Here is a 22,448-nt window from a genome sequence, read left to right on the forward strand (position 1 = left end):
CCAGCAAGCTGTCCAGTAGTGCGTCAGGTACGTTGTGATTTTTCGAGCTCATTGTGCCTCCAGACTAGGTAGCAGTTTCCTGCCAAATGTCCGTTTACACAAAATTCAGTACACGCCCGGGTGACGCTCCACGTGCCGTCCGGCTTGACGGTGGTGGTGAGGGTTTCACCGGTGGGGCTGGTGACGGTGATGGTGTTACCCGCCTCGCCGGTACCGCTGATGGTCGGCGTGCGGTCGTTGGTGATGCCGTCGCCCACCGTGCCGCTGTCGCTGGCCGGGTCGAGCTGGGCGCTCAGCGTCGGCGCGGTGGTATCGATGATCACCGGCACCGTGGTGCTGCTGACATCGCCGGCCGGGCTGGTGGCAGTGACCGGGAAGTTGGCCGCGCCATTGGGCAGTGGCTGCGTCGGGGTGACACTCCACTTGCCGTCGGCACCGGCAGTGGTGGTCAGCACTTCACCGGTGGGGCTGGTGACGCTGACGGTGGCGCCGGGCGTGGTGGTGCCGCTGATGGTCGGCGTGCGGTCGTTGGTGATGCCGTCGCCCACCGCGCCGCTGTCGCTGGCCGGGTCGAGCTGGGCGGTCAGCGCCGGCGGGGTACCCAGGCTGTAGCCTTCGCTGTCGCTTACCGTGGTGTGGTTGCCGGCGGCGTCGGTGGTGGTCACGCTGGCATCGATGGTCTTGTCGCTATCGGCCACCAGGTCGGCACCGGGTACGTTGATGCTGAAGGTCTTGTCGGCCGCCACGGTGCCGGTGAACTGTTTGCCATTCACCGTCAGGGTGACGGTGTCGCCCACTTTTACATCGGCCCCTACGCTGCCGGTCACCGGCACCGGCTGCCCGGCTTCGCTGGCGTTGATGACGTCGTCGGCGGTGATGTTGGCGTCCAGCGTGATGCTGGCCAGCGGCGGTGTGGTGTCGATGGTCACCGGCACGCTGCTGCTGGCGGTGTTGCCGGCCGGGTCGGTGGCGGTCACTTCGAAGTTGGCCGCACCGTCCGGCAGCGGCTGCGCCGGGGTGACGCTCCAGCTGCCGTCCGGCTTGACGGTGGTGGTCAGCACTTCGCCGGTGGGGCTGGTGACGCTGACGGTATTACCCGGCTCGCCGGTGCCGCTGATGGTCGGCGTGTTGTCGTTGGTGATGCCGTCGCCCGGCGTGCCGCTGTCGCTGGCCGGGTCGAGCTGGGCGCTCAGCGTCGGCGCGGTGGTATCGATGCGCGCACTATCGGTGGCCACATTGGACGGGTTGCCGGCGGCGTCGGTGACCTGGGCGCTCACCGTGAGGGTGCTGCCACTGGCCGGGGCCTGCAGCTCGACGATGACCTGGCCGGCGGCGATCTGCGCCGGGGTCAGCGTGATGGCCTGGGTAGCGTTGCCGTTGGCGCTGACGGTGAGCAAGTCTCCGGCGATGGCGCCGGCCGGCAGGGTGATGGTGACACCCACACTGCCTTGCAGCTCGCCCAGGTTGATCACGCCGTCGTTGTTGGCGTCTTCGCTGATGCTGATGCTGACGCCACCCAGGTCACTGCGGTCCACTTTGGCGCTATCACTACCTGGCGCGCTGTGGTTGCCGGCGGCGTCGACGATGACGGCGCTGACGTCCAGCATGGTGTCTTGCGCCGGCAGCGGCGTGGTGGCGCTGACGTAGCCGTTGGCCTGGTCGGCGGCGCTGATCACCACGTTCTGGGTGACGCCGTTGACGGTGATCTGCACGGTATCGCCGATGGCCACCTTGCTGCCGTCAAACGCCACCTTCAAGTCGACCGGGCCCTTGGCTTCGCTGGCGTTGATGAAGCCGTCGTTGTTGGCGTCTTCGCTGATGGTAACGGTCGGTGCCGCGCCCGCGTTGGGAACGGCGCTATCGATGGTCACCGGCACGCTGCTGCTGGCGGTGTTGCCGGCCGGGTCGGTGGCGGTCACTTCGAAGTTGGCCGCACCGTCCGGCAGCGGCTGCGCCGGGGTGACGCTCCACGTGCCGTCCGGCTTGACGGTGGTGGTGAGGGTTTCGCCGGTGGGGCTGGTGACGGTGATGGTGTTACCCGCCTCGCCGGTGCCGCTGATGGTCGGCGTGCGGTCGTTGGTGATGCCGTCCCCCACCGTGCCGCTGTCGCTGGCCGGGTCGAGCCGGGCAGTGACGGTGGGCGGTGTGGTATCGACGCGATAGCCCTCGGTAGTGGTGGCCGTAGTGCGGTTGCCGGCGGCGTCGGTGGTGGTCACGCTGGCGTCGATGGTCTTGTCGCTATCGGCCACCAGGTCGGCACCGGGTACGTTGATGCTGAAGGTCTTGTCGGCCGCCACGGTACCGGTGAACTGTTTGCCATTCACCGTCAGGGTGACGGTGTCGCCCACTTTTACATCGGCCCCTACGCTACCGGTCACCGGCACCAGCTGCCCGGCTTCGCTGGCGTTGATGACGTCGTCGGCGGTGATGTTGGCGTCCAGCGTGATGCTGGCCAGCGGCGGCGTGGTGTCGATGGTCACCGGTACGCTGCTGCTGGTGGTGTTGCCGGCCGGGTCGGTGGCGGTCACTTCGAAGTTGGCCGCACCGTCCGGCAGCGGCTGCGCCGGGGTGACGCTCCAGCTGCCGTCCGGCTTGACGGTGGTGGTCAGCACTTCGCCGGAGGGGCTGGTGACGGTGACGGTGTTGCCCGGCTCGCCGGTGCCGCTGATGGTCGGCGTGCGGTCGTTGGTGATGCCGTCGCCCACCGTGCCGCTGTCGCTGGCCGGGTCGAGGAAAACAGTCAGAACGGGAGCTGTCCCATCCTGCACTAGCGGGGCCAGGGGGGCATCATCAGCCAAGGCAACACTGGTAGCGGCATCCGACACAAGCCGGGTACTGAGCGACAGTGTCTGGATAGTTTCGGCAACACGTGCGATACGAACAAATGAACTGCCGCCATCCTCGCCCGGGCCACCAGTCAAACCTGCTGCGGTGGCCTCAAGCTGCTGCAAGGGATCTTGCGAATTTTCAAGTGCGGCCAATACATTGCGGGCATCATGATTGAGGGGTGCAATGGCTGTATCGGTGGCATCCATCGAGGCGTGAGAAAATACATCATCGGTAATATTGATACTGCGCTCGTCCACCACTCTGACAATATCGCCGCTCATGCCACGAAGTTCAATAAATGCATCAGCTGGCACAACAATTCGCTCACCAGAAAAAACCCTGTCGCCTAGCTGTAAAACCCGGGTTGTGCCATCTGCCGCTACAGCCAGGATTTTTCCGGAAAGTGCTACGACTGTAGCTTGAACGTTTGCAGTATTAGCCATGATGAAAGCCCCAAACATTGTTGCGATACTCAACAATGTATTGGGGCTTTCAGGGACTACCTATTGTACTAACGGGCAAAATTCTTCAGGCGGCTAATTTCAATAGTAACTGTATCCTGTCAGATACATCGAATTTTGCAAAAATAGCTGTCAGGTGTGCTTTAACTGTCCGTTCTGATATATCCATTTCTTTGGCAATCAATTTATTGCTATTCCCCATTTTCAGGTACTGCACAACTTCACGCTCCCTTTCGGTAAGTTGTGCCATTAAATCATGCTGTGGTTTTGCCATTTGGCCAAAGCGTGCACAAAGTTGCTGCATCAGGCCGACACCTACCCACAGGCCACCGGACTCAACAACAGCCATGGTCTGCCGTAACGTTTCTGGCGCAGAAAAAGCATGTAGATAAGCCGCAGCACCATGACCAAGCCAATCCACGGCGGCAGCATCATTCGGCGTACTGCTCAGTACAATGACCCGCACCGAGCCAAAATCACCTTTGCATAATCTCTTGATCAGATCCGGATCCTGATTCTCGCCATCAACCCAGACAAGATCACCCTGTCGGAACCGGGTATTACTTGGCAAATCCCACAATGAAGGTTGAACTTCTATAAAACTACCCAGCGCTGCAGCCAAATGCTCTTGCAAAGAAATACTGGATGATATTAATAAGGTATACATATTATCGCTCACTCAATGCCTGTGCTTTCGCCCGCAAAACAGGCTTGAGCAAATAATTCAGCACACTTTTATTACCGGTAATGATATCCACCTCAGCGGTCATGCCCGGGATGATGGGCAATTTACCCTGATTACCAATATGCGATGAATCCGTCTTCACACGTACAACATAATAGGTATTACCCTTCTCGTCCGTAATCGAGTCGGCGCCGATTTGCTGCAGGGAGCCCTTCAACCCGCCATAGATTGTAGAGTCGTAGGCCGTGAAACGCACAAACACGCGCTGACCTGGGTGCAGGAAGGCAATATCGCGTGGCGAGATTTTGGCTTCGATAAGCAGGGACTCATCCAGTGGCACGATCTCCAGGATATCCCGCCCAGGCTGCACCACTCCACCCACGGTATTCACCAGCAAGCGCTTGACCTCGCCACGCACGGGCGAGCGCACCTCGGTCAGTTTTACCTTGTCCTGCAAAGCGGCATTGCCCGCACCCAGCGTACCGAGCTTGGCCAAGGTTTCGGAGAGCTCGGTACTGGCCTGGTTACGGAAAGTGAGCTCGACTTCCTGAATCTTGCGCGATGCTTCGCTGATGGCTGACTGGATCTTTGGTACCTGCGCATTGGACATATCGCGTTCACCACGGTAGCGCGATACATCCCGCTCCAGGCGCAGGATATCTACTTCCGACACCGCGCCAGACTTCAACAGGGGGCGGGTCACATTCAACTCGCGCTGCGTCAGCTCCAGCCCTTGGTTGGCCTGGTCGCGCCGGGCACGTGCCTCGTTCAGCTCCTGACTGCGCTGCGCCAATTGTTGTCGGGCAATGGAAAGATTAGCCTCCAGCTCCATTCTTTTAGATTGGTAGAGATCCATTTCCTGGCGTGCGATTTCTGGGGCTCGGGCGGTGACTTCAGGGGGCAGGCTGAACGGCTTACCCTCGGACAAAGCACGCAAGCGCGCGGCCTTGGCCTGCAAGGACAACAGCTGGGACTGGTTTTCGTTCAGCGACGACACAAAGCGGGTATTGTCGACCTGCAGCAGCAGTTGGCCGCGGTCGACGATATCGCCCTCTTTCACCAGGATTTTCGATACCACACCACCGTCCAGGCTTTGCAAATGTTGCACCTGGCTGGTGGGCACCACCTTGCCCTCACCACGAGCCACTTCGTCCAGCGTGGCAAAGGCTGACCAAAGCAGGGCGCACACGATAAACAGACCGATGGTCCAGATGAACAAGCGCGGGCGACGCGGATCCTGGGTCAGGATGGCCCACTCGGCATCTGATGCAAAATCTTGCCGGTCTTGCAGGTCTTCTGCCGACGACCAGCCCAGAATCTTCTGGATCAGCGGGTTGCTGGTATTACGCAGCTTCTCCAACATGCTACTTAGCCATTTCATGCTTGCGCCCTCCCCACTTTACCCTGCTGCAGGGCCAGTACGACTTCTTGCTTGGGGCCATCAGCCAGAATGCGGCCTTGATCAATGACGATAATCCGGTCCACCAGATCCAGTAGTGCCGTGTGGTGAGTAACAAGAATCAGGGTTTTGCCGGCCACGATTTTCTCGAATGTGCGCTTCATGGCCGCTTCGGTACTGTGATCCATATTGCTGGTGGGCTCATCCAGCAACAATATCGGTGGCGCATTCAGTAGCGCACGGGCAATGGTGATCGCTTTACGCTGCCCGCCAGACAGCGACTCGCCACGCTCGCCGATGACCATATCAAAGCCATCCGGGTGCGCGTTGATAAACTCGGTCAAGCCGGCCAGCTCGGCTGCTGCTGCAATGGTGGCATCGTGCACATGGGGCTGACCCATGCTGATGTTCTGGCGCAAGGTGCCATAGAACAGCACCGGGTCTTGCGAAACATAACCGACATGGCGGCGCAGCTCGGCCGGGTCGACCTGCTGTACGTTAACGCCATCGATACGTACCGCACCCTGCTGCGTCTGATAAAGCCCCATGACCAGCTTCTGGATCGTGGACTTGCCCGAGCCAACCCGGCCCAGAATGGCGACCCGCTCCCCAGCCTTGATACGGAACGTTACATTATGCAAAGCACCGAGCGGGCTGTTCGGGTAAGTAAAGTCCACGCTGTTGAACTCGATATCACCCTTGAAGTGTGTGCGGTGGAAGAACGTGCTTTCGTGTTCACGCTCCACCGGTTGCTTCATCATGCCTTCTAGCGATGTCAGAGACGATTTCGCATTGTTGTACTGCGACATCAACCCGGTTACCGCGCCCAGCGGCGCAATTGCCCGGCCAGCAAGCATCGAGCAGGCGATCAAGCCACCTACCGAGGTTTGGCCTTCCTTGATCAGATAAACGCCCACAATCAGGATCGCCACGGACATCAGTTGCTGGATAAAAGCTGCCAGGTTCATGGTAACGGCAGACAAAAACTTGAGACGGCTACCGATCTGGGCCAGAAAAAGTGTGGCCTTTTCCCAGCGGCCTTGCAGCTCGCCTTCCGCACTCAGCGTTTTTACGGTTTCCAGACCCACCAGGCTCTCCACCAGATGCGCGTTCCGCTGTGCGGAGGCGCGGAAGGTGCTTTCTGACAGTTCGTGCATCTTGGCTTGCACAATGTAGGCCAGCAACAGCATGAGCACGATGGCCACCACTGGGGGAATCACCATCCACGGGGAGATCCACAGCATCACAAACAGGAACAGCAGGGCGAAAGGCACGTCGACCAGGGTAGTAATCGTGGCTGACGCAATAAAATCGCGTAATGATTCAAAAGCACGCAGGTTGGCCGCAAATGCCCCGACCGAAGCCGGACGGGCTTCCATGCGGATGCCCAGCACACGCTCCATGATCAGTGCCGACAGCATGACGTCTACCCGTTTGCCCGCCAGATCGATCAGGTAGCCACGCGTCAGTTTCAACACAAAGTCGAACACCAGCATGAGCACGACACCCGCAGCCAGTACCCACAGCGTATCAAACGCCATATTGGGTACTACACGGTCGTACACATTCATGGAAAACAGCGGGAAAGCCAGGGCAAAAAAGTTAACAAAGAAGGCGGCAATCAGTGCATCGCGATAGAGCGGGCGGCCTTGCAAAACGGCATGCCAGAACCAGTGTTCGCTGCGAGCCTTTTGCAACTCCGGCACACGCTTTTCGAAACGGAAGCGCGGCTTCACGACGATAGCCAGGCCGGTATAGATGGCCTGCAACTCTTCCAGCGTCATCACCTGGATCGACTCTGGCAGCTCGCCGGGGCTGATGTGGAAGCTGCCATCGCTGCCCACTTCCCGCAGCAAGCAGGCCTGGTCATTTTTCAATATCAGCACCGCAGGCAACAATACCGCCGGCAGCTGATTCAACGGACGACGCAATACCCGGGAAGCCAAACCAGCGCGGCGTGCCGCACGCGAAAACATGGAGGGGCTCAGGCGCTGGTCTTCCATGGGAATACCCGCGATCAGCGAATCTCGCGTAGTGGTGACACCATGTAGGCGAGTCAGCTCGAACAGACAATCCAGCAGGGGGTCGAGGTGCGTGGCACGCAGGGTGATCCCTGCGGTAGTGGGGCTAGTTTCAGGCTTATCCATACGCTCTTTTCAAGGTGTGGCCTTGCTTTTCGTTATTCGGCAGCTCGCTGTGCGGCACTTTTTTATATCGGAGATATTATCAACAAGGCATGCGAAACCTGCAAGCATCATTTGATTGATCTTTAACAATCTATTGCCAATTATGGAATGTGCATTCTGAAAAGAAAAAGCCAGCATTGCGCTGGCTTAGCATAACGAAGATTACCTACCTTAGGATGACAGTTGTAGCCGTTTGGCTCTTACATACAACACCACGCTGCCGAAAAACAGCACGGTGAGGCCAACTTCCATCATGGCAAGCTGCTGGGACAAACCACCATCGCCCCAGGCCCGCATCACGCCTTCAGCAAAAAAAGCCAGGATAAACATACTGGACCACTGGTAGGTATACACCCGCTCTTTCAACACACCCATCAGCGGCAGCAGCAACAGTACTGACTTCAATACCAGCCAAGAGCCCCCCGGGCGCAGCGGCGCCAGCCACAGCTCCCACGCCAGGTTCAACATGATCAGGGCCAGCAGGCTGAATACCGCACCCCAATGAAACGGTTTGGGGTTAGCCATTCGCCACATCCGGTTTTTCCTTGTTTACCAGCATCGACATCACGATGCCTACTTCGTACAGCAACCACAACGGCACAGCCATCATGACCTGGGATAACACGTCAGGTGGCGTTACCACGGCAGCCACCACAAACGCCCCGACGATGACATACGAGCGCCCTTCACGCAGCTGCTTGAGCTTGACGATCCCCATGCGGTTGAGTACCACCACAATCACGGGGACTTCAAAAGTAATGCCGAACGCGACAAACATCCCCAGTGCAAACGACAAATATTTATCGATATCCGTCATCATGGCCACCCCTTCCGGGGTATGCGCACTCATGAAACCGAATACCACCGGGAAAACGGCAAAGTAGGCAAAGGCCATACCGATCATGAACAACAGCACGCTGCTGACAATCAGCGGAACAATCAGCTTTTTCTCGTGGTTGTACAACCCAGGTGCGATAAACGCCCAGATCTGGTACAGGGTATGCGGCAAAGTAGCCACAAACGCGACCAGCATGGTGACTTTCAGCGGCACGAAAAACGGTGCGGTCACTTCGGTGGCGATCATGCTGCTGTTTTGCGGCAGCACATCCAGCAGGGGCTTGGCAAACAGGTGATAGACATCACCCGCCCACGGCACCATGGCCAGCAAGGCAACCAGCAGTACGACAGCAATACGCACCAGCCGGTTGCGCAGCTCGACCAGGTGCGCCAGTAAAGGTTGTTGATCCATGTATTAAGAACGGGGCTCGGCTACGGATTGGTCGGAAGCGGTCTTCGTGGCCGGCTGGGCAAACAGGTCTAGCTGGCCTTCATCTGCAGCGGCCTGCGGCTCGGCCACCACACCGGCAGCGGCCAACATGTCTTCCGGTGCAATGCTTTCGGATGGCTGGTTCGCCTCATCGGCAATGCGGGCAAGCTCGCTAGCGGACTCTTGCACCACTACCCGGGCAGGCTCCACCGAGTAAGCGATCTCCTGTGCTACCTGGCGCGTCTCATCCACTTCGCGCTGAACCTGGTCGCGGAAAGCGTTGGCCGCATCCTGCACATCCTGCTTGAGCTCCTGCAGCCCGGCCATCTGGCTTTGCTGGTGGATATCGGACTTCACGCTCGCGACAAAGCGCTGCGCGCGGCCAACCAGTGCGCCAATGGTACGCGCCACCGTAGGCAAGCGCTCCGGGCCCAGCACGATCAGTGCTACCGCACCAATGACCAGCAGTTCACCAAAACTGATTTCAAACACAGTCTGGCCTGCGCTTATTTCTTGTCTTGGTCGGCATCGATCACGCGACCAGCCGCGCTATCTTTCTCGGTTTCACCCTTCATGCCTTCCTTGAAACCCTTCACTGCACCGCCCAGATCCTCGCCAACATTACGCAGTTTCTTGGTACCGAATACCAGAACCACTACCAGCAGCACGATCAGCCAATGCCAGATGCTAAAGGAACCCATGGACACTTACCTCTAAACAGGTCGGGTATGCTTACCCGGATTTATCGATTGCCGTACACGTGTACGTGCAGGTGGAAAACTTCCTGGCCACCACCGACACCGGTATTGATGGCCGTCTTGAAACCTTGCGCCAGGCCGTGCTCGGCCGCCAGTACCGGCGCCAGCAGCAACAGCTTGCCCAGCATCTGCTGATGGCGGATATCGCACTGCGCCAGCGATTCTACATGCAGTTTGGGGATCAGCAGCAAGTGCACGTCTGCCTTGGGGTTGATGTCGTGGAATACCACCACGTCGTCATCTTCGTAGGCTTTCTTGGCCGGGATCTCGCCTTTGGCGATTTTGCAGAAAATACAGTCACTCATGTCTCGGGTTCCGTTCAGCCTTGCGTGCGCGACGCTTTTTCATCAATGCCGGAAATACCTTCACGGCGCTTGAGCTCCATCACTACATCTTCGGCGCGCAGGCCGTGATGGGCCAGCAGCACCATGGAATGGAACCACAGGTCGGCCACCTCGCGCACCAGGTGCAGGCGGTCTTTGTCTTTGGAGGCCATCAGTACCTCGGCCGCCTCTTCCGCCACCTTTTTCAGGATAGCGTCTTCGCCCTTGTGCAGCAGCGACGCTACGTAGGAAGAGGACGGGCTGGCTTCCTTGCGGGCTTCCAGCGTGTCACCGATATTCTTGAAAATTTCTGTCGCGTTCATCTTGCGTCTCCCGGCTACCGGCGCGGTGCCAGTATATGTCGATAATGTGACATCCTTGTAACAGGTCGTAGTGGGGTAAACCCTGCAGCAGATCAGATTTAGTGCTGATGGTAAATGGTGTGCGGGTCCTTCAGTACCTCGTCGGTTACCACCCACTGGCCATCGCGCCAGACGCGGAAGAAGCAGCTCTCGCGACCGGTATGACAGGCGATGCCGCCGGCTTGTTCAATCTGCATGGTAATCACGTCACCGTCGCAGTCCAGCCGCAGCTCTTTCACCGCCTGTGTGTGGCCGGACTCCTCGCCCTTTTTCCACAGCTTCTGGCGCGAGCGGGTCCAGTAATGGGCGATACCGGTTTCGGCCGTCAGCTGCAGCGACTCGCGGTTCATATAGGCCACCATCAGTACGCGGCCAGTGTGCGCATCCTGGGCAATGGCCACCACCAGGCCCTTGTCGTCCCACTTCACTTCATCCAGCCAATTCAGCGTAGTCATGCGGCCAACCTCACAGACGGACTTCGATACCGGCGGCGCGCATGGCTTCTTTGGCCTGGCGCACCGTGTATTCGCCAAAGTGGAAAATGCTGGCCGCCAGTACCGCATCGGCTTTGCCCAGCGTGACCCCTTCCACCAGATGCTGCAGATTGCCCACACCACCGGAGGCAATCACCGGAATCGGCACCTCGTCGGACACGGCACGGGTCAACGGCAGATTGAAACCGATCTTGGTGCCGTCGCGGTCCATGCTGGTGAGCAGGATCTCGCCGGCGCCGTACTCGGCCATACGCGCGGCCCACTCCACCGCGTCCAGGCCGGTCGGCTTGCGCCCGCCGTGGGTAAAGATTTCCCAGCGGTCGTTTTCCGGCGTTACCGCCTTGGCATCCACCGCCACCACGATGCACTGGCTGCCAAACTTGTCGGCGGCTTCCCTCACCAGGTCGGGGTTGGTCACCGCGGCGGTATTGATGCTGACCTTGTCGGCACCGGCGTTCAGCAGGCGGCGAATATCGGCCACCTGGCGCACACCGCCACCGACGGTGAGCGGAATGAACACCTGTTCGGCGACGGACTCGATCACGTGCAGGATCAGGTCGCGGTCGTCGGAGCTGGCGGTGATATCAAGGAAAGTAAGCTCGTCGGCGCCTTGTTCGTTGTAACGTTTGGCGATTTCTACCGGGTCACCGGCGTCGCGCAGGCCGACAAAATTGACACCCTTCACCACGCGACCGGCAGTCACGTCGAGGCAGGGGATGATGCGTTTGGCTAGAGACATGATGAACAACAACAGAAGGTTGGCCGCATGCCGGGTGGCAAGCGGCCAACGCAGGGGTTAGGCCTCGGACAGTTCGTCGGCCAGGTCCTGTGCGGCAGCAAAATCGATGCTGCCTTCGTAGATGGCACGGCCGGTGATGGCACCTTCGATGCCTTCGGCTTCCACCTCGCACAGCTTGCGTACGTCTTCCAGGTCGGTCAGGCCGCCGGATGCGATCACCGGCACGGTCAGCGCCTGCGCCAGCTTGACGGTGGCTTCGATATTCACGCCATTCATCATGCCGTCGCGGCCGATATCGGTATAGATCACCGAGTTCACGCCGTAGTCTTCAAAGCGCTTGGCCAGGTCAATCACGTTATGGGCAGTTACCTTGGCCCAGCCATCGATGGCGACCATACCGTCCTTGGCGTCCAGGCCCACAATCACCTGGCCCGGGAAGGCATCGCAGGCATCGTGCAGGAAACCGGGGTTTTTCACCGCGGCGGTGCCGATGATCACGTACTTCAAGCCCAGATCGAAGTACTTTTCAATGGTATCCAGATCGCGGATACCACCACCCAGTTGTACCGGCATGTCGTCACCGACGGCAGCCAGAATGTCGCGGATGACCGACAGGTTTTTCGGTTTGCCAGCAAAGGCACCGTTCAGATCCACCAGATGCAGGCGGCGGGCGCCCTGGTCGCGCCAGTGCAGCGCAACTTTCACTGGGTCATCGGAAAATACGGTGGCGTCACTCATTACGCCTTGTTTCAGGCGTACGCATTGACCGTCCTTGAGGTCGATAGCGGGTATCAGCAGCATGATGCGGAAGATCTACGGTAAGTTAAACAGTGCCGTCCCACGCCAGGAAGTTCTTCATCATCTGAAGACCGGCGCGGTGGCTCTTTTCGGTGTGGAACTGGGTGGCGAAAATATTGCCATCACCGACAATACAGGAAAACCGTTCGGGATACTCGCTTTCGGCCAGCGTGATGGCGCTGCTGGCCGGTGCAAAGTGGTAACTGTGCACAAAATAGAAACGCTCGCCGTCTTCGATGCCGGCAAACAGCGGGTGCGCCCGCTGCCGGAGCACGCGGTTCCAGCCCATGTGCGGCACTTTCAGGCGCTCGCCCTGTGCATCCAGCAAGTTGGCCGCAAAGCGTTTTACCTGCCCCGGAAAAATGCCCAGCCCTGGCGTATCGCCCTCTTCGCTATGGTCAAACAGCAGCTGGGCGCCCACGCAGATACCGAAGAACGGCTTGGTGCGCGTGGTTTCGCGTACGGCATCGGCCAGGCCGTAAGCGTTCAGCTCGCGCATGCAGTCCGGCATGGCGCCCTGGCCGGGAAAGATCACCTTGTCGGCACTCACCACCCGCTCCGGGTCGGAGGTCAGGAAGATGTCGGCGCCGATGTCGTTGACGTACTGGACGGACTTGAGCACCGAGTGCAGGTTGCCCATGCCGTAATCGATGACGGCTACTTTCATGCTGTCAGCGTCCCTTTGGTGGACGGTGTCTGGCCGGCCATGCGTTCGTCCACTTCCACCGCCATGCGCAGCGCGCGGCCGAAGGCCTTGAACACGGTTTCGGCCTGGTGGTGGCTGTTCACGCCACGCAGGTTGTCGATGTGCAGGGTCACCATGCTGTGGTTCACAAAGCCGTGGAAGAATTCGCTGAACAGGTCCACGTCGAAGCTGCCGATACAGGCGCGGGTAAACGGGATGTGGTACTCCAGACCCGGGCGGCCGGACAGGTCGATCACCACGCGCGACAGCGCCTCGTCCAGCGGCACGTAGGCGTGGCCGTAGCGGCGGATGCCTTTCTTGTCGCCGATGGCCTTGGCAAAAGCCTGGCCCAGCGTGATACCGATATCTTCCACGGTGTGGTGGGCATCGATATGCAGGTCGCCGCGGGCGTGCACGTCCAGGTCGATCAGGCCGTGGCGGGCGATCTGGTCCATCATGTGGTCGAGAAAAGGCACGCCGGTGTCAAAGCGGCCCACGCCGGTACCATCCAGGTTCAGGCTGATGGTGATCTGGGTTTCCAGGGTATTGCGGGTAACGGTAGCGGTGCGCATGGGTTTCAGGCAAAAAAGGAATCGATGGCCGCAAGCACGGCCGTGTTTTCATCGGGGCTGCCCACGGTCAGGCGCAGGCAGTGTTGCAATAGCGGGTGGTAACCGTGCAGGTTTTTCACCAGGATGCCGGCGGCTTTCAGCGCGGCAAACAGCGCAGGGGCGTCCGGCACGCGCACGGTGACAAAGTTGGCCTCGGACGGGAATACCGTGCACTGCGCGTATGCCGACAGCGCTGCGGCCAACCTGCTGCGCTCGGCGCGCAACTCGGCCGCCTGGGCGTCGAACACGTCCAGGTGGCGCAAGGCAAACTTCGCGGCGGCCTGGGTCAGCACGTTCACGTTATATGGCGGGCGTACTTTGTCCAGCTGGGCGATCACGTCCGGCACGCCGGCCGCGTAGCCCAGGCGCAGGCCGGCCAGGCCGATCTTGGACAGCGTGCGCATCACGATGAGCTGCGGGTGCTGGCCGGCCAGATCCATGAAGGTATCGGCAGCAAAGGCCTGGTAGGCCTCGTCCACCACCACCAGGCCCGGTACGGCGTCGAGAATGGCTTCTACCTGCTGGCGGGCAAAGCGCGGGCCGGTAGGATTGTTGGGGTAGGACACAAACACCACCGCCGGCTGGTGCGCGGCGATGGCGGCCAGGGTGGCGTCCAGATTCAGGGTGAAGTCGTCGTTCAGCGGCACGCCCACGTAACGCATGCGCGACAGCTGCGCGTTCATGCGGTACATCACGAAGGAAGGCTCCAGCGCCAGTACCACGCTGTCGGCCGGCAGTGCCTGGGTCAGCAGGGTAATGAGCTCGTCGGAACCATTGCCCAGCACCACGTCGGCGGCGGCGGGGATGGCAAAGACTGCCTTGAGCTGGTCTTTCAGGCCATCGCCGTGCGGGTCGGGGTAGCGGTTCAGCGCCACCTCGGCCAGGGTCTGGCCCAGCTCGGCGCGCAAGGCGTCAGGGAGTCGGTACGGGTTTTCCATTGCATCGAGCTTGAGATAGCCCGTTGCATCGGCAACATGGTAGGCCTGCATGGCCAGGACATCGGGGCGGAACCACTGCTGTATAGACATTTTGCTCGACATTTCAATACCGGCGGGGCCGGTAGGAACTGCCGGCGAAGCCCGACGCAATCAATTCACAGAACCCGCATCCTAACCCGATTCGGCGCGGGCGGCTACTCGATCAGCTGTACTTGCCCGACCCAGGCAGGTGGCAGGGCAAGGCCGAAACGCTGTAGCGCACGCCGGCTGAACAGCAAGCGGCCACTACCGCCATTGAGCGGGAACAGGCTGCCAGGCTGGCGGTGCTGAAACAGGATCTGCTGCACCAGCCCTGCGGCCAAGCTGCCCTGGTCGCTACCAGACAACACCAACCCGCCAATGGCCTTGTCCGGCCCGATGGCAAAATCCCAGAACGCGAACAGCGGCAGCTTGCTGTTGGCCGCCGTCCAGGCGATGACCTCGCTATCCGGCACCAGCTTACCGTTGCTGTCGCGCAGGGTCTGATACAGGCCGGTCCAGATCGCCTGATAGCGGCTACCGGCCTGGCTCACCTGACGCTGCCAGTCAGCGTAGTCGATGGTGCGCACCAGGTCGATCTGCACGGCGCCATCCTGCAGGGTGTTGGCGCGGCCGAATAGCTCCTCCTGAATCACCTCGGAAGTCAGATCGTTATCGAACAACAGCAGCACACGCTGCATGCCCGGCACCAGCTGGCGCATCAGGTTGATATTGCGGCGTATCAGCGGCCGCTCCAGCACGCCAGTCACGTTGGCCGCATGGTCTTGCAGATAATGGCGCGGGTTCTGGTTGATCCCCAGGTACACCACCGGTGTGCGGGTACCGGCCAGACGGGTACCGACAAAGCGCAGCGCGGCGTCGTCTGCCACCAGCACCAGCTGCGGCTGCTGGCGCTGGATCTGCGCCAGAATCTGCGCGGCACGCGGCTCCAGCTGGTCACGCGGCAGGCGTTTGCTATCGAGCTCGGCGTAGACGAACTGTACCGAGCTACCCAGCGTGCGCACCAGCGCGCCACGCCATGCCTGGCTCCAGGCGTAGCCGGCGTGGTAGCTGTCCACCAGCATCACAGTGGGGGCCGCCTGGGCGCAGGCAAAAAGAAAGGCCAGACAGAGTCCGGCCAGATGGCGTGTCATCGGCGTATTGCTCCTTGTGCTATGGAGCCTAGGCCAGTTTCGTTAAATTTTCATTCGTCCAGGCGCAATTCTGCCGCCCGCGCGTGCGCCGTCAGGCCCTCGCCATGCGCCAGAATGCTGGCGATCTTGCCCAGCTTCTGCGCACCGGCGTGCGACACGCGGATCAGGCTGCTGCGCTTCTGGAAGTCGTACACCCCCAGCGGGCTGGCAAAGCGCGCGGTACGGCTGGTGGGCAGCACGTGGTTGGGGCCGGCACAGTAGTCGCCCAGGCTTTCCGAGGTGAAGCGGCCCATGAAGATGGCGCCGGCGTGGCGCAAGCTGGGCAGCCACGCGTCCGGCTCGGCCACCGACAGCTCCAGGTGCTCGGGCGCAATGTAATTCGAAATCTCGCAGGCTTCGGCCAGGTCGCGCACTTGGATCAGCGCGCCACGGTTGGCCAGGCTCTGCTCGATGATGGCGCGGCGCGGCATGGCCGGCAGCAGCTTGGCGATGCTGGCTTCCACGCGGGCAATGTATTCCGCCGACGGGCACAGCAGGATGGCCTGGGCGATTTCGTCGTGCTCGGCCTGGCTGAACAGGTCCATGGCGATCCAGTCCGGGTCGGTGTCGCCGTCGCAAATCACCAGAATCTCGGACGGGCCGGCCACCATGTCGATGCCCACCACGCCGAACACGCGGCGCTTGGCGGCAGCCACGTAGGCGTTGCCAGGGCCGGTGATCTTGTCTACCTGCGGCACGGTCTGGGTACCGTAGGCCAGCGCAGCTACCGCCTGGGCGCCACCACAGGTGAACACCTTGTCCACGCCGGCGATATAGGCTGCGGCCAACACCAGGTCGTTCTGCTCGCCATTGGGGGTGGGCACCACCATGATGATCTCGCCCACGCCGGCCACTTTGGCCGGCATGGCGTTCATCAGCACCGAGCTGGGGTAGGCCGCCTTGCCGCCGGGTACGTAGATACCCACGCGGTCCAGCGGGGTAACTTGCTGGCCCAGCAGCGTGCCGTCTTCGTCCTCGTAGCTCCAGGAGTGCGCCAGCTGCTTCTCGTGGTAGCGGCGCACGCGCTCGGCGGCAGCGACCAGCGCGTCGCGCACGTGGCCCGGCAGGCGGTCGTGCGCGGCTTGCAGCGCTTCGCGGCTAAGGGTGAGCTCGGCCATGCTGGCGGCGCTCATGCGGTCGAAGCGGTTGGTGTACTCCACGACGGCGGCGTCACCGCGGGCTTTGACGTCCTCGCAGATGGCGGCGACAGCGGTATCGACGGCGGGGTCCTGGGCGGTTTCGAACGCCAGCAGGGCTTTCAGGCGGGCGTCGAAGTCGGCTTGGGTAGAAGACAGGCGTTGCATGCGTGCGGCTCCGGGGGCCACGGCCCACCCCAAGGTTGGCCGCAGCGGGGACAGTTACGGCTGGACGGCGCCAGCGAAGGCATCCAGCACCGGCTGGATGGTGTCGTACTTGAGTTTCAGCGCCGCCTGGTTCACCACCAGACGCGAGCTGATATCGATGATGTGCTCGACGGCCACCAGGTTGTTGGCCTTCAGCGTGCCACCGGTAGACACCAGATCGACGATGGCGTCGGCCAGGCCCACCAGCGGCGCCAGCTCCATGGAGCCGTACAGCTTGATGATGTCAACGTGCACGCCTTTGGCGGCAAAGTGCTCGCGCGCGATCTGCGGGTATTTGGTGGCCACTTTCAGGCGGGCACCGTGCTTGACGGCGGCCTCGTAGTCAAAGCCGTTTTCCACCGCCACCATCATCTTGCACTTGGCAATGTTCAGGTCCAGCGGCTGGTACAGGCCAGCGCCACCGTGCTCGATCAATACGTCGCGGCCGGCAATGCCCAGGTCGGCGGCACCGTACTGCACGTAGGTGGGCACGTCGGAGGCGCGTACGATCACCAGCTTTACGTCGGGGCGGTTGGTACCGATGATGAGTTTGCGCGACGATTCCGGTGCCTCGGCGGGCACAATGCCTGCCGCGGCCAACAAGGGAAGGGTTTCTTCAAAAATGCGGCCCTTGGACAGGGCAATGGTCAGGGTCATGATGGCGTGCTGCGTTGCAATAGGTTGGCCTCAGCGTACCAGAGCACGGCGCTCCCGCTCAAGCTGCGCGATATAGCGCTGCACCAGTGTTTCGCGCGGGGTGTTCATGCCTTGGAACAAACAACCCACACGTAGCGTTTCCATGCCATTTTTCAGCTGCAATTTCATGACGTGACGCACTTCCACGCCCACTTGCAATACCCCAAAGGGTTTAAGCTCGATCACCGCCTGACGCAACACCATGCCCTCGTTCAGCCAGCCAGCCTGCGCCGGGGTCAGCGTCAGCGCCATGCCACCCAGGCTGATATCAAACAGCGGGATCAGCTTTTCACCGTCGGGGTGGTCCGGCAGCCGGCACAACACCGGCTGCGCGACCGGCGTATGGATGCGGAAAAAATCGCGGCGCTGCAGGCGGATGACCTGCGCCGGCAGCGGCGCCTCGAACGCGGGGGCGCCTTCAAAGCTGATTTCGCGGGCTTCACCGGTGGCAAACTGGGTTTTCACGCCAGACGGGGCGCTGACGAACACATTGCGCTCGCTCTGCAGCAACATGCGGTTTTCGTGTTCCTTCGCCCCCCAGTCCAGCACCATCACGCCGCGCTCGGGGTCGATATCCAGCAGCCGGGTAATGATGAAAGACTTACCCTTGTTGGAAAACACCGTTACGTTCTGGCGCTGGTCGATAATGGTGCGCAGATGTTGCACGATCTCGGCCCGGCTGGACAGGGTAAACCGGGACAGGTCTGCGGGCTCGCTGCCGCTATGTTTTTCTTCAGTCACAATCTGCTTATCCGCTGCCAGCTACTGGCTAAAAATGACACCCAAGTCTAGCGCAACAATTGCTGCAAATCATGCGCGATATCCGCGGCCGGGGTGCCGTAAGGCACATACACGCGCAGCTGGCCTTTAGTATCAAACAAATAACTGCCGGCGCTGTGGTCCATAGTGTAGCCGCCATCCTGGCGCGCCTGTCGCTGCGCCACGATCTTGTACTGGCTGGCCACCGCCTGCACCTGCGCCGGGCTACCGGTCAGCCCCATGAAACGTTTGTCGAAAAACGGCACGTAGCCTGCCAGCACCTGCGGCGTATCACGTTGCGGGTCGATGCTGACAAACAGCACCTGTACGCGGTCGCTGTCCTTGCCCAGCTGCTTCATCACCTGCTGGTACTCCAGCATGGTGGTGGGGCAAATATCCGGGCAGTGGGTATAGCCAAAAAACAGCGCTACTGCCTTGCCCTGATAATCGGCCAGATGATGCGGCTTGCCATCCTGCCCCGTCAGGGTGAACGGCTTGCCGAAATCGGCAGTACTGATATCCGTGCCCTTGAACGACAGCGTCTCAGCGGGGGTACAAGCCAGTAAAGATATTGCCAGCGCGGCCACAGCCAGCAGTTTGCCAAACGGTTTCATGCGTAAGCTCATCAGGAAGATAGCGTTGATGTGACCCGGCTATTCGCAGCGGGGGACGGCCAGCAGCATAGGCCTGGCAGCACGCGGCGGCAAGCAGGCCGATCAAGCAAGGCGGCGGGGCAAGAGGCGCGAGAAGGATAAAAGCAACAGTCCCAGCAGCAAAGCCATACCCGCTTGCCGGTAATGTCTGGTGGGGTTGGCCGTGGGGCCAACCGGCCAGCTGGTATGCGGCCGCAGCGCCGGGTCGAGCACCACTAGCCCCTGCCGCAAGGGGCCTGGCAGCTGCCTTGCCAAGGCCTGCCAGTCCAGGCCATCCACCTCACCGCCGAGCCCCAGCCGGGCCGGCGGCGCCACCAGCTCGGGCGGGCGCGGCACCCAGCGGCCCAGCAGCCGCCCGGTGGGCAAGGGCAGTAGCAATACCCCGGCCGGCCTGGCTAGCCAGCCGCGGTCGATTACCACCCAGCTACCGTCTGCCAGCTGCACGGCCTGCCACTGCCGTACACCGTCGCGGCCTTGCAGCCTGGCATTGGCAATGCTCACGCTGGCCGCGCTATCGCGCACCGCCAGCCAGACACGCTGCCCCTGCGGTACCGCATCCTGCGCTACCTCGGCCAAAGCCTGCGGCGGCAAGTTGGCCGCACGGGCAAAGGCCTCTTGCAGCTGTACCGCCTGCACGCCCTGTTGCCATTGCCACAACGCCCAGCCAAGCGCCAACAGCGCCAGCCAACGCAGCACACAGCGCCAGCAAGGGGTACGCAGGGCAGATAACAGGGACATAGGCGGTGCCAGGGAGTGGGAAAGACGCTCTTACCTTAGTGGCCCAAGCGACAGAACACCAGCCAAACGACCGGGAACACTGCCATCAGGCCAGCCAGTGGTGCCCGAGTAAAAATAAAAACATCACCAGCACTGCCCCCAGCACAATCGCTGCCGCCACCCAGTCTGGCAGGCGCCAGCGCGGCCGGTAGCGTGGCAACCAGGCGTGACGGCAGGTGCGTTTCATGCAGGCTGGTCCCGTATCTGATACGCCAGGCTTATCTGGCGCAGTGTGGCCGGTAGCTGCTTGTCGATGACTAGCACTACCGGAAAGCGGCGCACCTGTCCTGGCGAGAACAGCTGCTGTGCAAAGCAGAAACACTCGAGCTTTTGCACATACGCGGCGGCAGAAGCCGGCAGGTAGACCGGCAAGGCCTGCATGGCGGCAAAATGCGGCTGGTTATTGCGTACCTCCACCATCAGCTGCACAAACTGGCCCGGCTTTACCTGTTGCGGGCCCTGCAGCGGGCGCACCTGCCAGGCCTGGCCCGGGGTACTTTCCTCAATGCGCAGCCACACCTGCTGGCTAGCCGGCACAGTCTGCGCACGGGCAGCACCACCCAAACCGGTGAGACGCATGAACGCCTGATACAGCGGCGAGAAACCTGCGGCCAACATGCCCAGCACACAGAGGATCAGCAGCACTTTGAGCAGCAGGACAAGAGGCGAAGGGGCAGAGGAACGGTGGTCTGACATGGCGAGCCCGGGAAAATCAGCGTGCATGAAGCGGGAAGGAAGGCCGGGGAGCTTACGCCCCCCAGCTACCTGCCGGGGGCAGCTGCCCCCAAGTCTCGTGTTGGCCGGAGAACCCGGGCGACAGCACTTGTACAGCATGCTGTTCTGCAAGCAGCTTAGCTGCTTGCAGTATAAAAACAAGCACGCCCGATATTGCAACGCAGCAACCTAGCAGGCGCCCTCATACGGCAGCAGCAGCATAGGCTCGCCCAGATGCTGCACCAGCGTGGCCAGATTGTCCTCGAAAGCCGGCTGGTTCGGCACCACCCGGTTCGCCACCCAGCCCGCCAGCGCGCAACCGGCAGCGCGGACAGCCTGCGCCGTCAGCAGCGCGTGGTTGATGCAGCCCAGGCGCATGCCCACCACCAGAATCACCGGCAGGCCAAGGTGGCGCGCCAGGTCTTGCATCAGACAATCGTCACGCAGCGGTGCCATCCAGCCCCCTGCCCCCTCAACCAACAGCACATCACAGTCTGCGGCCAACCTTTGCGCATGGTCGGCCAGCACGTCCAGCGACACCGTCACCCCGGCCTGACGGGCGGCGATATGCGGCGATACCGGCGGCAGAAAACGGTACGGGTTCATCAGCGCGGTATCGGTCTGGCCGGTGGCCGCGCACAACCGCGCCACGTCGTCGTTGTGCCAGCTGCCGTCTGGCAGCACTTCGCAACCACTGGCGACCGGTTTCATCGCCAGCACGCGCAGGCCCTGCGCCTGGTAGTGTTGTGTCAGCTTGACCGCGCTGTGCGTCTTGCCGATTTCGGTATCGGTGCCGGTAATGAAAAATGCCTGGCCCATGGCAACTCCTTGCTGAAAAGTAGCGGCACTATAAGCGGCTGGCGGACAAAACCAAAGCACAAAGGCCGCCGGAGTACGGCGGCCTGCAGATCCGGGCGAGCGCGTTTCGTGGCAGCCGGCTTAGCTACCGCTGACGGGCGCCGCTGCTGGCACAGCCGGGCTGCTGACCGGCACCACCGCCGGCACACTGGCCGGGGCTGGGGCCGCGCTGGCCGCCGCCGCATCAGCAGCCTGTTTCTGCAATTTGGCCTGCTGCTCCGCCTCCAGCTTGGCCACACGCTCGGCTTCCAGCCGCGCCTTGATTTCCATTTCGATACGCAGTTTCTGCTCGATTTCACTGCGCAGGCGGGCATCGTCTTCCAGCTTCTGGCTTTCCAGCTGGGCGCTCACGTTCGGTACTTCCCGCTCGATAGAGGCAAACATGCGTTCGTAGAACACCGGGTCAACTACCGTCTCGCCGCGCTCTTTGGTGAGCGTGGCGGTAGTGCCGGTAGGAATGGGAATGGACAGGCTCAGGAAACCTACCGAGGTGGTCTGCTTGGTTTCGTGGCTTTTCAGCGTCACCTCTTGCGCGGCAATCCACGCGTCAGACGTGTTACCGGCACCGGTCACGATGCCGGAAATGGTCAGCAGGGTATTCAGGTTATCTTGCTGGTACTGCTTGGACACCACCAGCGCGTTACTGGCTTCCGCGTCTTTTTCCACGGCAAAACCCTGGCGCAGTGCCACACGTTTCATGGCCTGGTACACCACGGCTTTTGACGCATTGAAATGCCGGTCAAACGGGCCTTTGGTATCAAACGCTTCTTTTTGATAAGCGTACTTGGTGCCAGAACAGGCGGCCAGCAGCGCCAGGCTGCCCAGGACAACAACTCGTGCGAATGCGCTCATGCTTTGCTTGAACCATATAGTTTTGGATATATGTTCAACATACCATGAGT

Annotated in this window: 26 protein-coding genes; all 26 read right to left on the reverse strand. The window is 61.1% G+C overall.

The annotated features are described in order from the left end of the window. Positions 1 to 23: 23 nt before the first annotated feature. Entirely contained in the window at positions 24 to 3,290 is a 3,267-nt protein-coding gene (locus PQU95_RS00005) for a retention module-containing protein (protein ID WP_308446601.1), read from the reverse strand. 67 nt (positions 3,291 to 3,357) lie between these two features. Then, entirely contained in the window at positions 3,358 to 3,969 is a 612-nt protein-coding gene (locus tag PQU95_RS00010; RefSeq protein WP_272750100.1) for a response regulator transcription factor, read from the reverse strand. Continuing rightward, positions 3,959 to 5,338, reverse strand: a complete 1,380-nt coding sequence (locus tag PQU95_RS00015; protein ID WP_272750101.1) for an HlyD family type I secretion periplasmic adaptor subunit — start codon at positions 5,336 to 5,338, stop codon at positions 3,959 to 3,961. Before PQU95_RS00015 ends, PQU95_RS00010 begins: the two co-directional genes overlap by 11 nt. 14 nt (positions 5,339 to 5,352) lie before the next feature. Continuing rightward, a complete protein-coding gene (locus PQU95_RS00020) occupies positions 5,353 to 7,521 on the reverse strand; it encodes a type I secretion system permease/ATPase (RefSeq protein WP_272750102.1) in 2,169 nt (722 codons plus the stop codon). A gap of 210 nt (positions 7,522 to 7,731) precedes the next feature. Next, positions 7,732 to 8,085, reverse strand: coding sequence for a DUF2069 domain-containing protein (locus PQU95_RS00025; RefSeq protein WP_272750103.1), 354 nt, complete (start codon positions 8,083 to 8,085; stop codon positions 7,732 to 7,734). After that, a complete protein-coding gene (tatC, locus tag PQU95_RS00030) occupies positions 8,078 to 8,809 on the reverse strand; it encodes a twin-arginine translocase subunit TatC (RefSeq protein WP_272750104.1) in 732 nt (243 codons plus the stop codon). Before tatC ends, PQU95_RS00025 begins: the two co-directional genes overlap by 8 nt. A gap of 3 nt (positions 8,810 to 8,812) precedes the next feature. Then, positions 8,813 to 9,319, reverse strand: a complete 507-nt coding sequence (gene tatB, locus PQU95_RS00035; RefSeq protein WP_272750105.1) for a Sec-independent protein translocase protein TatB — start codon at positions 9,317 to 9,319, stop codon at positions 8,813 to 8,815. Between the two features lie 14 nt (positions 9,320 to 9,333). After that, positions 9,334 to 9,528: a Sec-independent protein translocase subunit TatA gene (gene tatA, locus PQU95_RS00040; protein ID WP_272750106.1), complete on the reverse strand. Its 195-nt coding sequence runs from the start codon at positions 9,526 to 9,528 to the stop codon at positions 9,334 to 9,336. Between the two features lie 41 nt (positions 9,529 to 9,569). Then, positions 9,570 to 9,890, reverse strand: a complete 321-nt coding sequence (locus PQU95_RS00045) for an HIT domain-containing protein (RefSeq protein ID WP_017510274.1) — start codon at positions 9,888 to 9,890, stop codon at positions 9,570 to 9,572. A 14-nt stretch (positions 9,891 to 9,904) separates the two neighbouring features. Continuing rightward, complete coding sequence (locus tag PQU95_RS00050) at positions 9,905 to 10,231, reverse strand: phosphoribosyl-ATP diphosphatase (protein ID WP_017510275.1); 327 nt, start codon at positions 10,229 to 10,231, stop codon at positions 9,905 to 9,907. A 98-nt stretch (positions 10,232 to 10,329) separates the two neighbouring features. Further along, positions 10,330 to 10,725: a phosphoribosyl-AMP cyclohydrolase gene (hisI, locus tag PQU95_RS00055; RefSeq protein WP_272750107.1), complete on the reverse strand. Its 396-nt coding sequence runs from the start codon at positions 10,723 to 10,725 to the stop codon at positions 10,330 to 10,332. Between the two features lie 10 nt (positions 10,726 to 10,735). Beyond that, complete coding sequence (hisF, locus tag PQU95_RS00060; RefSeq protein WP_272750108.1) at positions 10,736 to 11,503, reverse strand: imidazole glycerol phosphate synthase subunit HisF; 768 nt, start codon at positions 11,501 to 11,503, stop codon at positions 10,736 to 10,738. Between the two features lie 57 nt (positions 11,504 to 11,560). Further along, positions 11,561 to 12,304, reverse strand: a complete 744-nt coding sequence (gene hisA, locus PQU95_RS00065; RefSeq protein WP_227302236.1) for a 1-(5-phosphoribosyl)-5-[(5-phosphoribosylamino)methylideneamino]imidazole-4-carboxamide isomerase — start codon at positions 12,302 to 12,304, stop codon at positions 11,561 to 11,563. Between the two features lie 22 nt (positions 12,305 to 12,326). Continuing rightward, positions 12,327 to 12,968 carry an imidazole glycerol phosphate synthase subunit HisH gene (gene hisH / locus PQU95_RS00070; protein WP_272750109.1) on the reverse strand — a complete coding sequence of 214 codons (642 nt, stop codon included), beginning with the start codon at positions 12,966 to 12,968 and terminating at the stop codon, positions 12,327 to 12,329. Beyond that, entirely contained in the window at positions 12,965 to 13,558 is a 594-nt protein-coding gene (hisB, locus tag PQU95_RS00075) for an imidazoleglycerol-phosphate dehydratase HisB (protein ID WP_017510280.1), read from the reverse strand. Before hisB ends, hisH begins: the two co-directional genes overlap by 4 nt. A 5-nt stretch (positions 13,559 to 13,563) precedes the next feature. Next, positions 13,564 to 14,625 (reverse strand): histidinol-phosphate transaminase, encoded by a 1,062-nt coding sequence (gene hisC / locus PQU95_RS00080; protein ID WP_272750110.1) that lies wholly within the window; start codon positions 14,623 to 14,625, stop codon positions 13,564 to 13,566. Between the two features lie 104 nt (positions 14,626 to 14,729). Beyond that, on the reverse strand, positions 14,730 to 15,707 hold the full coding sequence (locus tag PQU95_RS00085; RefSeq protein WP_272750111.1) for an ABC transporter substrate-binding protein: 978 nt from the start codon (positions 15,705 to 15,707) through the stop codon (positions 14,730 to 14,732). A 50-nt stretch (positions 15,708 to 15,757) separates the two neighbouring features. After that, positions 15,758 to 17,050 (reverse strand): histidinol dehydrogenase, encoded by a 1,293-nt coding sequence (gene hisD, locus PQU95_RS00090; RefSeq protein ID WP_272750112.1) that lies wholly within the window; start codon positions 17,048 to 17,050, stop codon positions 15,758 to 15,760. A 54-nt stretch (positions 17,051 to 17,104) separates the two neighbouring features. After that, positions 17,105 to 17,746, reverse strand: a complete 642-nt coding sequence (gene hisG / locus PQU95_RS00095) for an ATP phosphoribosyltransferase (RefSeq protein ID WP_017510284.1) — start codon at positions 17,744 to 17,746, stop codon at positions 17,105 to 17,107. 30 nt (positions 17,747 to 17,776) lie between these two features. Continuing rightward, entirely contained in the window at positions 17,777 to 18,526 is a 750-nt protein-coding gene (locus PQU95_RS00100; protein ID WP_272750113.1) for a flagellar brake protein, read from the reverse strand. A gap of 47 nt (positions 18,527 to 18,573) precedes the next feature. Continuing rightward, positions 18,574 to 19,158: an SCO family protein gene (locus PQU95_RS00105; RefSeq protein WP_272750114.1), complete on the reverse strand. Its 585-nt coding sequence runs from the start codon at positions 19,156 to 19,158 to the stop codon at positions 18,574 to 18,576. 102 nt (positions 19,159 to 19,260) lie between these two features. Further along, positions 19,261 to 19,935, reverse strand: coding sequence for an SURF1 family cytochrome oxidase biogenesis protein (locus PQU95_RS00110; RefSeq protein ID WP_272750115.1), 675 nt, complete (start codon positions 19,933 to 19,935; stop codon positions 19,261 to 19,263). Between the two features lie 85 nt (positions 19,936 to 20,020). Further along, complete coding sequence (locus PQU95_RS00115; RefSeq protein WP_272750116.1) at positions 20,021 to 20,161, reverse strand: hypothetical protein; 141 nt, start codon at positions 20,159 to 20,161, stop codon at positions 20,021 to 20,023. Next, entirely contained in the window at positions 20,158 to 20,670 is a 513-nt protein-coding gene (locus PQU95_RS00120; RefSeq protein ID WP_272750117.1) for a cytochrome c oxidase assembly protein, read from the reverse strand. Before PQU95_RS00120 ends, PQU95_RS00115 begins: the two co-directional genes overlap by 4 nt. A gap of 207 nt (positions 20,671 to 20,877) precedes the next feature. Continuing rightward, positions 20,878 to 21,507 (reverse strand): dethiobiotin synthase, encoded by a 630-nt coding sequence (gene bioD / locus PQU95_RS00125; protein ID WP_272750118.1) that lies wholly within the window; start codon positions 21,505 to 21,507, stop codon positions 20,878 to 20,880. 120 nt (positions 21,508 to 21,627) lie between these two features. Then, positions 21,628 to 22,398 carry a DUF2242 domain-containing protein gene (locus PQU95_RS00130; protein ID WP_272750119.1) on the reverse strand — a complete coding sequence of 257 codons (771 nt, stop codon included), beginning with the start codon at positions 22,396 to 22,398 and terminating at the stop codon, positions 21,628 to 21,630. Between the last annotated feature and the right edge of the window lie 50 nt (positions 22,399 to 22,448).

Source organism: Vogesella aquatica, assembly GCF_028548455.1.
In the GTDB taxonomy this organism is placed as follows: Bacteria; Pseudomonadota; Gammaproteobacteria; order Burkholderiales; family Chromobacteriaceae; genus Vogesella; species Vogesella aquatica.

What these genes read in the sequence shown, in the direction of transcription:
- PQU95_RS00005 (WP_308446601.1), bottom strand. Translation starts at nt 3,290, where the DNA reads ATGTTTGGGGCTTTCATCATGGCTAATACTGCAAACGTTCAAGCTACA.
- PQU95_RS00015 (WP_272750101.1), bottom strand. Translation starts at nt 5,338, where the DNA reads ATGTTGGAGAAGCTGCGTAATACCAGCAACCCGCTGATCCAGAAGATT.
- PQU95_RS00020 (WP_272750102.1), bottom strand. Translation starts at nt 7,521, where the DNA reads ATGGATAAGCCTGAAACTAGCCCCACTACCGCAGGGATCACCCTGCGT.
- PQU95_RS00025 (WP_272750103.1), bottom strand. Translation starts at nt 8,085, where the DNA reads ATGGCTAACCCCAAACCGTTTCATTGGGGTGCGGTATTCAGCCTGCTG.
- tatC (WP_272750104.1), bottom strand. Translation starts at nt 8,809, where the DNA reads ATGGATCAACAACCTTTACTGGCGCACCTGGTCGAGCTGCGCAACCGG.
- tatA (WP_272750106.1), bottom strand. Translation starts at nt 9,528, where the DNA reads ATGGGTTCCTTTAGCATCTGGCATTGGCTGATCGTGCTGCTGGTAGTG.
- PQU95_RS00045 (WP_017510274.1), bottom strand. Translation starts at nt 9,890, where the DNA reads ATGAGTGACTGTATTTTCTGCAAAATCGCCAAAGGCGAGATCCCGGCC.
- PQU95_RS00050 (WP_017510275.1), bottom strand. Translation starts at nt 10,231, where the DNA reads ATGAACGCGACAGAAATTTTCAAGAATATCGGTGACACGCTGGAAGCC.
- hisI (WP_272750107.1), bottom strand. Translation starts at nt 10,725, where the DNA reads ATGACTACGCTGAATTGGCTGGATGAAGTGAAGTGGGACGACAAGGGC.
- hisF (WP_272750108.1), bottom strand. Translation starts at nt 11,503, where the DNA reads ATGTCTCTAGCCAAACGCATCATCCCCTGCCTCGACGTGACTGCCGGT.
- hisA (WP_227302236.1), bottom strand. Translation starts at nt 12,304, where the DNA reads ATGCTGCTGATACCCGCTATCGACCTCAAGGACGGTCAATGCGTACGC.
- hisH (WP_272750109.1), bottom strand. Translation starts at nt 12,968, where the DNA reads ATGAAAGTAGCCGTCATCGATTACGGCATGGGCAACCTGCACTCGGTG.
- hisB (WP_017510280.1), bottom strand. Translation starts at nt 13,558, where the DNA reads ATGCGCACCGCTACCGTTACCCGCAATACCCTGGAAACCCAGATCACC.
- hisC (WP_272750110.1), bottom strand. Translation starts at nt 14,625, where the DNA reads ATGTCTATACAGCAGTGGTTCCGCCCCGATGTCCTGGCCATGCAGGCC.
- PQU95_RS00085 (WP_272750111.1), bottom strand. Translation starts at nt 15,707, where the DNA reads ATGACACGCCATCTGGCCGGACTCTGTCTGGCCTTTCTTTTTGCCTGC.
- hisD (WP_272750112.1), bottom strand. Translation starts at nt 17,050, where the DNA reads ATGCAACGCCTGTCTTCTACCCAAGCCGACTTCGACGCCCGCCTGAAA.
- hisG (WP_017510284.1), bottom strand. Translation starts at nt 17,746, where the DNA reads ATGACCCTGACCATTGCCCTGTCCAAGGGCCGCATTTTTGAAGAAACC.
- PQU95_RS00105 (WP_272750114.1), bottom strand. Translation starts at nt 19,158, where the DNA reads ATGAAACCGTTTGGCAAACTGCTGGCTGTGGCCGCGCTGGCAATATCT.
- PQU95_RS00110 (WP_272750115.1), bottom strand. Translation starts at nt 19,935, where the DNA reads ATGTCCCTGTTATCTGCCCTGCGTACCCCTTGCTGGCGCTGTGTGCTG.
- PQU95_RS00115 (WP_272750116.1), bottom strand. Translation starts at nt 20,161, where the DNA reads ATGAAACGCACCTGCCGTCACGCCTGGTTGCCACGCTACCGGCCGCGC.
- PQU95_RS00120 (WP_272750117.1), bottom strand. Translation starts at nt 20,670, where the DNA reads ATGTCAGACCACCGTTCCTCTGCCCCTTCGCCTCTTGTCCTGCTGCTC.
- bioD (WP_272750118.1), bottom strand. Translation starts at nt 21,507, where the DNA reads ATGGGCCAGGCATTTTTCATTACCGGCACCGATACCGAAATCGGCAAG.
- PQU95_RS00130 (WP_272750119.1), bottom strand. Translation starts at nt 22,398, where the DNA reads ATGAGCGCATTCGCACGAGTTGTTGTCCTGGGCAGCCTGGCGCTGCTG.